Consider the following 13,243-nt stretch of genomic DNA (forward strand, 5'->3'; position numbering starts at 1 on the left):
CAACGAGATACCGGTCGCGGTCTGCGCGCCCTGACCCTGGGTAATGACGTGGCCGCCGGTGATGTGACCGAGCTCATGGGCGATCACGCCCTGGATTTCGTTGCTGTTGTCAGCTGCCTGGAGCAGTCCGCTATGGATATAGACCGCCTGGCCGCCCGCGACGAAGGCGTTGATCGACTTGTCGCCGATCAGGATGATGTCGACCTGGTTCGGCTGAAGCCCCGCCGCCGCGATGATCGGCGCGGAGATTTCGCGCAGATAGGCCTCGGTCTCCGCATCGCGCAGGATCGATTGCGCCATCACCGGCTGCGCGGTCAGCGCCAGCGCCAGCGCGCCTGCAAGCAGCGCGCGCAGGCCATTGCGTAGGAATGTGGACGGTGAGGCAAGACGCATGACTATCGACCCTCGCCAGTTTCGTCTGAACCGCGCGTGAAGCGATGCGGCGGGCCGAACAGAGCCGGCCCGCCGATCATGTTCAGGCGCCGAAGGTCCGCTGCCACCAGCCACGGCGCGGCGGGCCATCCTCGGCATCGGCGTCGTCCGAAGCCGGCTCGGAAGCCTCGGCCTCGGCGGGTGCGGCCATCACCTCGGCGCTTTCGCCGGGCGCCGCCTTGGCGCGGGTCCTGCGCTTCTTGGGCGCTTCGGCGACGGCTTCCTCGACGACCGCGGCCTCGACGACGGGCTCGGGCTCCGGTTCGGGCGCGGCAGCGACGGGCTCGGCCTCGACCTTCTTGCGGCGGCCACGGCGCGGCTTGGCTTCCTCGGCGGGAACTTCGGCAACCGGTTCTGCTGGCGCGGGCGCGGGCTCGGGTGCAGTCACGGCCTCTTCGACCGGAGCGGCTACCGCATCGGCCTTGCGGGCACGCGGACGGCGGCGGCCCTTGGGAGCCTCCTCCGGCACCGCGGCTTCATCGACGGTGGGCGCGGGGGTCGGAACCTCCTCGGCCATGATCGTCTCGACCTGCTCGACGGGAGCCTCCTCGCCGGCAGCGCCTTCACCGCCACGGCGGCGGCCCGAACGGCGGCCACGGCGACGGCCGCGACGCGGCTCGCCTTCGCGGTCTTCGCTCTGGCCTTCCTCGCCATTGGTTTCGGCGCGGTCCTCGGCGTCGGCGTCGGCGTCGGCGTCGTCACCGGCCTCGGCTGCTTCGCCCGCTTCGCTACCTTCGCCCTGACCATCCTGATCACGGCCACGCCCGCCACGACGACGACGGCGGCGACGACGACGGCCACGGCCATCGCCGCGATCTCCCTCTTCACCTTCCTCGCGATCGCCCCGGCCTTCGGCCTCGGCTTCCTCTTCTTCCTCGATCTCGTCCTCAATGATGTCGTCATCATCGTCGTCGGCTTCGATCAGCATCGGAGTCGGCTGGCGCGGCGCATGGCTCGGCGGCGGGCCACCTGCCTCGACGCTCATCCGCGCGCCTTCAAGCGTCCCGTCCGACATGATCTCGATCAGAACGCCATAGCGATCCTCGATCTCGGCGAGTTCGGCGCGCTTGCGGTTGAGCACATAGAAGGCGGCTTCCTGGCTGGCGCGCAACGTCAGGCGCGAACCCCGGCCGCGCGCGGCCTCGTCTTCCAGCATGCGCAGCGCCGACAGGCCCGCCGACGAAGCGGTGCGGATCAGGCCGGTGCCTTCGCAATGCGGGCACTGCCGCGTCGATGCTTCGAGCACGCCGGTGCGCAGCCGCTGGCGGCTCATTTCGAACAGGCCGAAGCTGGAGATGCGGCCGACCTGGATACGGGCGCGGTCGTTCTTCAGCGACTCCTTCATCGCCTTCTCGACCTTACGAATATTGGAGTTGTTCTCCATATCGATAAAGTCGATCACGACGAGGCCGGCCATATCGCGCAGGCGCAGCTGGCGGGCGATCTCGTGCGCGGCTTCCAGATTGGTCGCGGTCGCGGTCTGCTCGATATTATGCTCGCGCGTCGATCGACCCGAGTTGATGTCGATCGAGACGAGCGCCTCAGTCGGGTTGATCACCAGATAGCCGCCCGATTTCAACTGGACGAGCGGCTGGTACATCGCCGCAAGCTGGTCCTCGACCCCGAAGCGCTGGAACAGCGGCACCGCGTCCGAATAGAGTTCGACCTTCTTGGCGTGGCTCGGCATCAGCAGCTTCATGAACTGCCGCGCCTGACGATAGCCTTCCTCGCCTTCGACGATCACCTGATCGATGTCGCGGTTATAGATATCGCGGATCGCCCGCTTGATCAGGTCGCTGTCGCCATAGATCAGCGCCGGCGCCGACGAGCCCAGCGTATTCTCGCGTATCTCGTCCCACAGTCGGGCAAGATAGTCGAAGTCGCGCTTGATCTCGGTCTTGGTGCGCTGGAGCCCGGCGGTGCGGACGATGCAGCCCATCGTGCGGGGCAGGTTCAGCTCGGCCATGATCGACTTCAGACGCTTGCGGTCGGCTGCGTTCGAAATTTTGCGGCTGATGCCGCCGCCATGGCTGGTGTTGGGCATCAGCACGCAATAGCGGCCTGCCAGCGAGAGATAGGTGGTCAGCGCCGCGCCCTTGTTGCCGCGCTCTTCCTTGACGACCTGGACCAGCAGCACCTGACGGCGGCGGATCACGTCCTGGATCTTGTAGCGGCGGCGCAGGTTCATCCGGCGCTGGCGGAGATTCTCCACATCGTCCGAACCGCCGACCGATTCGCGGCGGCGGCGCGGCGCGCGCTCTTCGCCGCCTTCGCCCTCGGCATGCTCGTCCTCATGGTCATGATCATGGTCGTGATCATGATCGTGATCCTCGTCGCTCTCGGCGTAATCGACGTCTTCGTCATGCTCGGATTCGCGGGCGCGCAGCGCCTCTTCCTCGGCGGCATGCTCGGCTTCTTCGCGGAGCAGCGCTTCGCGGTCTTCCTTGGGAATCTGATAATAGTCGGGGTGGATTTCCGAAAAGGCCAGGAAGCCGTGGCGATTGCCGCCATAATCGACGAAGGCCGCCTGAAGCGACGGCTCGACCCTCGTTACCTTGGCGAGATAGATATTTCCCTTGAGCTGCTTCCTTTCGGCAGACTCAAAGTCAAATTCCTCGATCCGGTTCCCCTGGACGACGGCCACCCGGGTTTCTTCCCGGTGGCGTGCGTCGATAAGCATGCGGGTTGTCATTCAAAACTCTCCAAGCGCGTAGGCCGGCGGCGAGGCCGGGCCGGTACGCGCGATAAGCTGACGAGGAGCCCCCTGGCGGCGCGGCAAGCCGCATCGCGCCCGAAGCCATCGTCAAAGGTGAAAATATATAGGTATTCGCAGCCGTCGCATCGTCACATCCGGCGCGACGCGCCGGAAAGCAGGCGCCATTCCAAGCGCCGCCAAGATTCTGGCAGCGTCCGAAATAGTGCGAAAAATGACTCATGCGATCGTCAACCTGTTACGCCGTCGCGAAATCACGACGGGCGCCCGGAACGGCGCTGGCGATTCACGCATATGGCGCAGATCGGCCCAGTTCCGGACAAGTGGTGCTAGCATCCGATGAACGCCGGAGCAAGCATCACCGCACTGGACAAGGGCGGTGCAGCTTTGGTTAAGTATCAGCGCTGTCGGCGTTTCAGGACCGGCGGGGTATCGCGGGGCCATTTTGCCAAGATCATCTCTCAGCCAGCGTCTCGCCCTTTGCCTGTGCGCCTTCCTGCTGTTGCTCGCGCCATCGGCCGCGCAGGCGGCGGCGGCGATTTCGGGGATCGAGATCGGCGCGAGCAGCGTCACGCTGCGGTTCGATCAGCCGGTCGCCACCGCCTCCACCTTCATGCTGGCGGCGCCGCAGCGCATCGCCGTCGATCTGCCCGGCGCGCGAATGGGCCGGATCGCCGCATCGGGCGGACTGATCGCAGCGACCCGCCACGGCCAATATGACCCCCACACCGCGCGGGTGGTATTCGAGCTGAACAAGCCCGCCGTCGTCTCCGACGCGAGCTTCTCGCCCGATCATCTCTCCCTGACGCTGACACTCAACCCGGTCAGCGAAAATCTCTTCACCCGCGCGGTGCGCAAGGGGCGGCGGCTGTTCGGGCTCGACGACGCGAAGCCGGTCGATGCGAGAGCGCCGCAACGTGGCGGAATTACCGTGCCGCTCGATCCGCCGAAGCCACTCACCGTTCCCCCCGTTACCGGCGCGCGCGGCACCAAGCGGCCGCTGGTGGTGATCGATGCCGGCCATGGCGGTCATGATCCGGGCTCGCAGTCGACCGACAGCAGCCATAAGGAAAAGCATGTCGCCCTCGCCATCGCCCGCGAGATTCGCGACGAGTTGGTCGCGTCGGGCCGGGTTCGCGTCGCGATGACCCGCAACGACGACCGCTTCCTGGTGCTCGGCGAGCGGCGCGAGATCGCCCGCCGGCTGAAGGCCGACCTGTTCATCTCGGTCCACGCCGACAGCGCGGTCAACACGTCCGCGCGCGGGGCGAGCATCTACACCCTCTCCGAGGTGGCGTCGGACCGGGTCGCCGCCCAACTCGCCGCCAAGGAGAACCGCGCCGATATCCTCAACGGCATCGATCTGGGCGGCGAGAATAACGAGGTCTCGTCGATCCTGCTCGACCTTGCCCAGCGCGAAACGATGAACATCTCGTCCCAGTTCGCCACCATCCTGCAACGCGAGATGTCGCCAACGATCCGGTTCAAGGACGATGCCCACCGCTTCGCCGGGCTGATCGTGCTCAAGGCCCCCGACGTACCGTCGATCCTTCTCGAGACCGGCTATATCTCCAACAATGACGACCTCGCCCTGCTGCTGTCCAAGGACTATCGCCGCAACATCGCGGTCGGCGTCCGCAAAGCGGTCGAGATTCATTTCGCCCGGCGGCTGGCGGGGGAGTGATGCAAGAATGATCGTCGCCGCGACCGCTTTCAAACCACTTCAAAACTGCTAGAGCGCCCCCGTGGTAAAGCTCCCCGCCATCAGCAACCCCTTCCCCGGCTGGCGCGCGCATGCCCGCCACCTGTGGCAGTACCGGGTCTGGCGCTGGTCGGGCTATGCGCTGTGGTCCGCGGCGCTGTTCATGACGCTGATGTGGGCGCTGTTCGCGCGCGGGCTGCCCTCCGCGGATGCGCTGCTCGCCTATCAGCCGCCGCTGCCCACCAACGTTCGCGGCAATGATGGCGAACCTATCGCCGAGTTCGCGCGTGAGCGGCGGGTGCAGCTGTCCTATGCCGAATATCCGCCGATCCTGATCAACGCCTTCATCTCGGCCGAGGACAAGACCTTCTTCAGCCATCCCGGCATCGACGTCTTCGGCCTGGCCGGCGCGGTGTGGGATTATGGCACCAAGCTGGGCAGCGGCCGCCGCGCCAAGGGCGGATCTACGATCACCCAGCAGGTCGCGAAGAACCTGATCGTCGGTGATGATTATTCGATCGCGCGCAAGGTGCGCGAGGCGATCCTCGCCTTCCGGATTGAGGACGCGTTGACCAAGCCGCAGATCCTCGAACTCTATCTCAACCAGATATTTCTCGGCCGGAACGCCTATGGCGTCCAGTCGGCCAGCCGCGCCTATTTCCGCAAGGATGTCGGCGACCTGACGCTGCCCGAGGTGGCCTATCTGGCGATCCTTCCCAAGGCGCCGTCCAACTATACCGTCGAGCGCCATGCCGATCGCGCGCTCGAACGGCGCAACTATGTGCTGCGCCAGATGGCGGAGAACGGCTTCATCACCGAGGCCCAGCGCGAGGAGGCCACCGCCGCGCCGCTCGGCATCGTGCCGCGTTACGCAACCCGGGCCAGCGTCGGCGGCTATTTCATGGAAGAGGTCCGCCGCGAGTTGATCACCCGCTATGGCCAGACCGCGAATGATGGCCCCAACGCCATTTATTCGGGCGGGCTGTGGGTGCGCACCTCCTATGACGGCAAGGTCCAGGACGCCGCCGAAGGCGCGCTGCGCGACGGCCTCGTCCGCTTCGAGGCCGCCGCGGGCTGGCGCGGGCGGCTAGGAAAGATCGAGATCGACGACAACTGGCCGCGCAGCCTCGCCAACCTCAATGTCGGCGCGGGCTATGCCAACTGGTATCCCGCCGTGGTGCTGTCGCGCGACGGATCGGCGGCGGAAATCGGCTTCGAGAACGGATCGCGCGGTACCCTGCCCAGTTGGGGCGCGACCCAGCCAAAGGCCGGCATCGGCGGCCGCGCTTTCGATTTCCTCAAGGCCGGCGACGTGATCGTCGTCCGGCGCGAGGGCGACAACTGGCAGCTGCGCAGCATTCCCAACATCTCGGGCGGCATGGTCGTCCAGAACCCGCACACCGGGCAGATACTGGCGATGCAGGGCGGTTTCGATGCGCGCGGATCCTCGTTCAACCGCGCTACCCAGGCGCAGCGCCAGCCCGGATCGACCTTCAAGCCCTTCGTCTACGCCGCCGCGCTCGACAACGGCCTTACCCCCGCCTCGATCGTCATCGATGGGCCCTTCTGCGTGTTCCAATCGGCTCGGCTCGGGCAGAAGTGCTTCAAGAATTTCTCGGGCTCGGACGCCGGGCAGCAGACGATGCGCTGGGGCGTCGAGCAGTCGCGCAACCTGATGACTGTTCGCACCGCCAGCCAGATCGGCATGGACAAGGTCGTCCGCACGGCGAAGGCGATGGGCGTGGGCGGATATCCGCCCTATCTCGCCTATTCGCTCGGTGCGGGCGAGACGACGGTTATGAAGATGGTGAACGCCTATTCGATCTTCGCCAACCAGGGCCGGGCGACGACGCCAACGCTGATCGACTATGTCCAGGACCGCAACGGCAAGATCATCTGGCGCGCCGACAAGCGGGCCTGCGAAGGGTGCAATATGCCGCGATGGGACGGACGGCCGATGCCACGACCCCGCATCCGCGCGAAGCAGGTGATCGACCCGATGACCGCCTATCAGATGCTCCACATCATGGAAGGCGTCGTCCAGCGCGGCACCGCGACCGTATTGCGCGATCTCGGCCGGCCGATGTTCGGCAAGACCGGCACCTCGTCCGGGCCGACCAATGTCTGGTTCGTCGGCGGTTCGGCCGACATGGTCGGCGGCCTCTATCTGGGCTACGACAATCCACGCTCGATGGGCGGTTATGCCCAGGGCGGCACCATTGCCGCGCCGATCTTTCACAGCTTTGCGGCCAAGGCGATGAAGGATATGCCGGTCGTCCCCTTCCAGGCCCCCGCCGGCATCCGGATGATCCGCATCGACCGCAAGACCGGCCGCCGCGTATTCGGCGCCTGGCCCGACGGCAGCTATTACAGCCCGGTGATCTGGGAAGCCTTCAAGCCCGAGAGCGAACCCCGCCGCACGATCCGCCGCGACGAGATCGCCAAGCGCGCCGCACCCGTGGCGCGTGCCACCACCGACAGCGAATTCTTGCAAAGTCAGGACGGTATCTACTAGGGCAACCAGCCATGTTCCGTCCTGCCAGCACAGGCTGGCATCTCGCGAGACAGGGGGAAGGCACCTATATCGCCTGAGATCCCAGCCTTCGCTGGGATGATGCAATTTGAGTTTGGAGTTCCGATTATGCGCGCCGAAGCGCAAGCCAGTGTCGAGCAGATCAATCAGGCGATGGCGCTCGTGCGCCGGTTCGTGGACTGGGATCGTGCGCTCCGCCGGCTCGACGAGCTGAACAATCGTGTCGAGGACCCGAAGCTGTGGGACGACGCCAAGGCCGCGCAGGAAGTCATGCGCGAACGGCGGCGGCTCGATGAGGCCGTTTCGGCGGTCAAGCTGATCGAACAGGAATGCGCCGATACCATCGAGCTGATGGAGATGGCCGAGGCGGAGGGCGATACCGGGCTGATCGACGACAGCGTGAAGGCGCTCGCCGCGCTCGCCGAAAAGGCCGAGAAGGACAAGATTTCCGCGCTGCTCGCCGGTGAGGCCGACGGCAATAACAGCTATATCGAGGTCAATGCCGGCGCGGGCGGCACCGAGAGCCAGGATTGGGCTGGCATGCTCCAGCGCATGTACAGCCGCTGGGCCGAACGCCGTGGCCTCAAGGTCGAGCTGGTCGATTTCCATGCCGGCGAACAGGCGGGGATCAAGTCGGCCACGCTCCTGATCAAGGGCGAGAATGCCTATGGCTATGCCAAGACCGAAAGCGGCGTCCATCGCCTGGTCCGCATCAGCCCTTATGATTCGGCCGCGCGCCGCCACACCAGCTTCGCCAGCGTCTGGGTCTATCCCGAGGTCGACGACGATATCGACATCGAGGTGCTCGACAAGGACCTCAAGATCGACACCTATCGCGCGTCGGGCGCAGGCGGGCAGCACGTCAACACCACCGATTCAGCCGTGCGCATCACCCATATCCCGACCGGGATCATCGTCGCCTGCCAGAATCAGCGGTCGCAGCACAAGAACAAGGCCGAGGCGATGAAGCAGCTCAAGGCCCGGCTCTACGAGCAGGAACTGCAACGCCGCGAAGCCGAAACCTTGGCGGGCTATGCCGCCAAGACCGAAATAGGCTGGGGCCACCAGATTCGCTCTTATGTCCTGCAACCCTATCAGATGGTGAAGGACCTCCGCACCGGCGCCACATCGACCGCGCCGTCCGACGTGCTCGATGGCGATCTCGACAAATTCATGGCCGCCGCCTTGTCGCAGCGGGTGACCGGCGAGACGGTGGAAGTCGAAGACGTCGACTGATCCCGTATCGCTTGTGGGCGCGCTAGCCGCTGCAACGCACCACGGAACCTCCTCCTCCGGCAGGAGGCAGCCCCGTAAATGTTACAGTTTTGACATTAAAAAAACTTCGCAACCGCAGAGCGCGACGATTGTTTTGACCGTTCGGTACGGCTAGCAGACAGCATGCCGTCCGCTCTTCGCGAAGGTCATATAATGGGAATCCCGCAGGCGAGCCGCCGCATTATGCTCGCCATCACCCTCTGCGGCGCCCTTTCGGCCTGCTCCAAGGAAAAGCCCAAGCCTCCCGCTCCCGAGGCGGGCTTCGTCGTGATGAAAACCGAGTCGGTGCCGCTGTTCGTCGAACTGGCCGGTCGCACCGCCGCCTATGAGATGTCCGAAGTCCGCCCGCAGGTGACCGGTATCGTCAAGGCGCGGCTGTTCAGGGAAGGCAGTATCGTTCGCGCCGGCGAGACACTCTACCAGATCGACCCAAGCCTTTACCGCGCCGCGCTCAACCAGGCGGCTGCCAATCTCGACAATGCGCGTGCCCAGCGTGAGGCCGCGGCGTCGCGCGCTGCGCGCTTCAAGCCGCTTGCCGAAATGGAGGCGGTCAGCAAGCAGGACTATACGGATGCCGCAGCCACCGCGCGGCAGGCGTCCGCCGCAGTCGCGCAAAACGCCGCTCAGCTGGAAACCGCGCGGATCAACCTGCGCTTCACCCGCGTCCCTGCGCCGATCAGCGGACGAATCGGCCGTTCGCTCGTCACCACCGGTGCGCTGGTCTCCGCCACCCAGGCCGATCCGATGACGACGATCCAGCGGCTCGACCCGATCTATGTCGATATCCAGCAATCGAGCGCCGACCTGCTCGCGTTGCGCCGCCACCTCACAGGCAGCGGCGCCGCCCCCTCGTCCGCGGCGGTGCGACTGAAGCTGGAGGACGGCAGCGAATACGGCGCCCCCGGCCAATTGCAATTCTCAGAGGCGATGGTCGACCCCGCGACAGGCACCGTCACGCTGCGCGCCCGCTTTCCCAATCCGCAGGGCATATTGCTGCCCGGCATGTATGTCCGCGCCTCGCTGTCGCAAATTACCCAGCGGGACGCCATCCTGGTGCCGCAGGCCGGCGTGAGCCGCAATCCGAAAGGCGATGCGACCGTCATGCTCGTCGGCAAGGGCGACAAGGCGGTGCTGCGCGAGGTGACAGCCGATCGCACCGTCGGCGACAAATGGCTGGTGACTGCGGGGCTAAAGCCCGGCGACAAGGTAATCGTGGAGGGTCTCGGCCGGATCAAGCCCGATCAGCCGATCCGCCCCGTTGCCGCCGGGTCGCCGCCGAAGCCGCCCCAAGGCGGCAAGGGCGCGCCGGGCGGCCGGGGTTAGGCCGCGGTGCTCTCGCGGAAGTTCATAGACCGTCCCATCTTCGCATGGGTGATTGCGATCGTCGTCATGCTGGTGGGACTGGGCGGCGTGCTCAGCCTGCCGGTCTCGCAATATCCCGATATCGCTCCGCCATCGGTGAACATTCGCGCCAATTATCCGGGCGCCTCCGCCGAGACGCTTGAATCGAGCGTCACCCAGGTCATCGAGCAGCAGCTGACCGGCATTGACGGCCTGCTCTACTTCTCGGCCAGTTCGACGTCTGCGGGCCGCACCGACATCAACGTCACCTTCGACAAGGGCGTCGATCCGGATATCGCGCAGGTCCAGGTGCAGAACAAGGTGCAGCAGGCGCTGCCGCGCCTGCCCCAACAGGTCCAGCAGCAAGGCCTGACCGTCACGAAGTCGAACAGCGATTTCCTGATGGTCGTCGTTATCTCCGACAAGAGCGGCCGGTCCACCAACCGCGACGTCAGCGACTTCCTGACCTCGAACCTCCAGGATCCGCTTGCCCGCATCTCCGGGGTCGGCGACGTCAACGTCTTCGGCGCGCCCTATGCGATGCGGATCTGGCTCGATCCCTTCAAGCTGTCGAGCGTGGGCCTCATGCCGAGCGACGTCATCTCGGCGATCCAGGCTCAGAACGCCCAGGTCGCGGCAGGGCAGATAGGCGCGCAGCCGTCGCCTCCGGGCCAGATGCTCAATGCCATCGTCACCGCGCGCTCGCGGCTGACCTCGGTCGATCAGTTCCGGAAGATCATCGTCAAGTCGCAGGCCAACGGTTCGAAGGTACTCCTGCAGGATGTCGCTCGGGTCGAACTGGGCAGCGAGAATTACAACGTCATCGGCCGGGTCAATTCGAACCCCGGCGCGGGCATCGCCATCCAGCTCGCACCCGGTGCTGATGCGCTCAAGACTTCCGAACTCGTCCGCAACTATGTGATCGAGGCAAGCAAGGGCTTCCCGCCCGGCTATAACTATCTGTTCGTCAACGACTCGACCAACTTCATCAAATTGTCGATCGAGGAGGTGCTGATCACGCTGGTCGAGGCGATTATCCTCGTCGTGCTGGTCATGTTCGTCTTCCTGCAGAGCTGGCGCGCAACGCTGATCCCGGCGATCGCCGTGCCCGTGGTGCTGCTTGGCACCTTCGGCGTGCTCGCCGCCTTCGGTTTTTCGATAAACACCCTCACCCTGTTCGGCCTCGTCCTCTCGATCGGCCTGCTCGTCGACGACGCGATCGTCGTGGTCGAGAATGTCGAGCGCGTGATGGAAGAGGATCCCGACATCACCCCGCGCGAGGCGACGATCAAGTCGATGGCGGAGATCAACACCGCGCTGATCGCGATTGCGCTGGTGCTGTCGGCGGTGTTCCTGCCGATGGCCTTTTTCGGCGGATCGACCGGGGTGATCTACCGGCAATTCTCGATCACGATCGTCTCGTCGATGGTCCTGTCGGTGTTCGTCGCACTGATCCTTTCCCCCGCGCTCGCCGCAACCCTGCTCAAGCGGCGCGACCGCGAGGCCTGGGCGCAGCGCGGCGGCATAGCGGGCCGTGCCCATCATTATGGTGAGCGGTTCAACAGCTGGTTCCAGCGAATGTCGGACCGTTACCGCGATTCCGTGGCGAAGCTGTTCGGCCGCGTGCGCACCGCGATGGTCGTGTTCGCGGTAATGGTGATCGCGCTGGTCTTCCTTTTCCTTCGGCTACCCACCGGCTTCGTACCGAGTGAGGATCAGGGCTTCGCGCAGCTTCAATATACGCTGGCGCCGGGCACGACGACGGAAAACACCCTCGAAGTCTCCAAGCTGATCGAACGCTATTTCGCCGAGAACGAGGCGGGCAACGTCTTCTCGCTCTACACCGTTACCGGCTCCGGGCCCGGCGGTCAGGGCCAGAATGCGGGTCGGGGCTTCCTCGCCTTCACGCCGTGGGACGAGCGCGAGGGGAAGGAGAACAGCGCCGAGGGGGTCACCCGCCGCGCGACCCAGGCATTGTCAAGCGTCCGCAACGCACAGATCTTCGTAGTCACTCCACCCCCGGTACGCGGCCTGGGCCAGTCGGCCGGCTTCACCATGCAGTTGCTGAACAGCGGCGGGCTCAGCCGCGCCGAGTTCAAGGAGCGGCGCGATCGGCTGCTCCAGGCGGCGGCAGACGAACCGCTGCTGTCCGCAGTACGCCAGAATGGGCTCGACGACGCCCCGACGCTGGCAATAGACATCGATCAGGAGAAGGTCGGCGCGCTCGGGATCACCCAGGCGGCGGTCGACCAGACACTCTCGTCCGCCTGGGGCGGGACCTATGTCAACGATTTCGTCGATCGCGGCCGGGTCAAGCGGGTCTATCTTCAAGGCGACGCCCCCTATCGCAGCCGGCCGGAAGATCTCGCCAACTGGTATGTCCGCTCGACCGCGGGCGAGATGGTACCCTTCTCTGCCTTCGCGCATACCCGCTGGGCGCAGGCGCCGAACGTCCTCAATCGATTCAACGGCGTGCCGGCCTACGAGATCCAGGGTCAGGCCGCCGAGGGCCAAAGCTCGGGCCAGGCGATGGACCGGATCGCCGAGATCGCCGCGCAGCTTCCCGGCACCACTGTCGCCTGGTCGGGGCTCAGCTATCAGGAGCGGCTGTCGGGCAGCCAGGCGCCGCTGCTATACGGCCTATCGCTCCTCGTTGTTTTCCTCTGCCTCGCCGCACTCTACGAAAGCTGGTCGATCCCATTGGCGGTGATGCTCGTCATTCCGTTGGGGCTCGTCGGTGCAACCTTGGCAGTATTGCTGCGCGGACTGGAGAACGACATCTACTTCCAGGTCGGACTGCTCACGACGATGGGATTGAGCGCGAAGAACGCGATTCTGATCGTCGAGTTCGCCGAACAGGCCGAGAAGCAGGGCAAGACCGCAATCGAAGCCGCGCTCGAGGCCGCGCGCATCCGCCTGCGTCCGATCCTGATGACGAGCCTCGCGTTCATGTTCGGCGTGCTGCCGCTCGCCATCTCGACCGGCGCCGGCGCCAAGGCCCGCGTCGCGATCGGCACCGCAGTGCTCGGCGGCATGTTCACCGCAACCGCGCTGGCGATCTTCTTCGTTCCCTTGTTCTTCGTGCTGGTGCGCAAATTCTTTGGGCCGAAGCATAACGCCGGAGCCGAGCCCGAGGCGGAGCCGAAGCCATGATCCGCCGCATCGTCGCCATGGCATCGCTCACCGCGCTGGCCGCGTGCAGCTTCGAGCCCGCCTATCGCCGGCCCGCGCCCGCAATCCCCTCCAC

General features: G+C 65.5%; 7 protein-coding genes. 5 read left to right on the forward strand and 2 right to left on the reverse strand.

The genetic code is table 11. The features are described from left to right. Both WP12_RS20415 and WP12_RS20420 read right to left on the reverse strand, forming a co-directional pair. A partial coding sequence (locus tag WP12_RS20415; RefSeq protein WP_046195516.1) for a M48 family metallopeptidase occupies nt 1-393 on the reverse strand: 393 nt, incomplete at its 3' end. A gap of 82 nt (nt 394-475) precedes the next feature. Further along, on the reverse strand, nt 476-3,124 hold the full coding sequence (locus WP12_RS20420; protein ID WP_235399218.1) for an Rne/Rng family ribonuclease: 2,649 nt from the start codon (nt 3,122-3,124) through the stop codon (nt 476-478). Between the two features lie 466 nt (nt 3,125-3,590). Here WP12_RS20420 and WP12_RS20425 point away from each other — a divergent pair, with 466 nt between their 5' ends. From WP12_RS20425 to WP12_RS20445, 5 genes are all read left to right on the forward strand, one after another. Then, the gene (locus WP12_RS20425) at nt 3,591-4,829 is read left to right on the forward strand and encodes an N-acetylmuramoyl-L-alanine amidase (RefSeq protein WP_046195518.1); all 1,239 of its coding nucleotides are present in this window, start codon (nt 3,591-3,593) and stop codon (nt 4,827-4,829) included. 61 nt (nt 4,830-4,890) lie between these two features. Next, nucleotides 4,891-7,362, forward strand: a complete 2,472-nt coding sequence (locus WP12_RS20430; protein ID WP_046195519.1) for a penicillin-binding protein 1A — start codon at nt 4,891-4,893, stop codon at nt 7,360-7,362. Nucleotides 7,363-7,488: 126 nt separating this feature from the next. Next, nucleotides 7,489-8,616 carry a peptide chain release factor 2 gene (gene prfB, locus WP12_RS20435; RefSeq protein WP_046195520.1) on the forward strand — a complete coding sequence of 376 codons (1,128 nt, stop codon included), beginning with the start codon at nt 7,489-7,491 and terminating at the stop codon, nt 8,614-8,616. Between the two features lie 222 nt (nt 8,617-8,838). Then, nucleotides 8,839-9,978 carry an efflux RND transporter periplasmic adaptor subunit gene (locus WP12_RS20440; RefSeq protein WP_235399219.1) on the forward strand — a complete coding sequence of 380 codons (1,140 nt, stop codon included), beginning with the start codon at nt 8,839-8,841 and terminating at the stop codon, nt 9,976-9,978. Between the two features lie 6 nt (nt 9,979-9,984). Continuing rightward, a complete protein-coding gene (locus WP12_RS20445; RefSeq protein ID WP_046195522.1) occupies nt 9,985-13,149 on the forward strand; it encodes an efflux RND transporter permease subunit in 3,165 nt (1,054 codons plus the stop codon). The last annotated feature ends 94 nt before the right edge of the window (nt 13,150-13,243 follow it).

This window comes from Sphingomonas sp. SRS2 (assembly GCF_000971055.1).
Taxonomy (GTDB): domain Bacteria; phylum Pseudomonadota; class Alphaproteobacteria; order Sphingomonadales; family Sphingomonadaceae; genus Rhizorhabdus.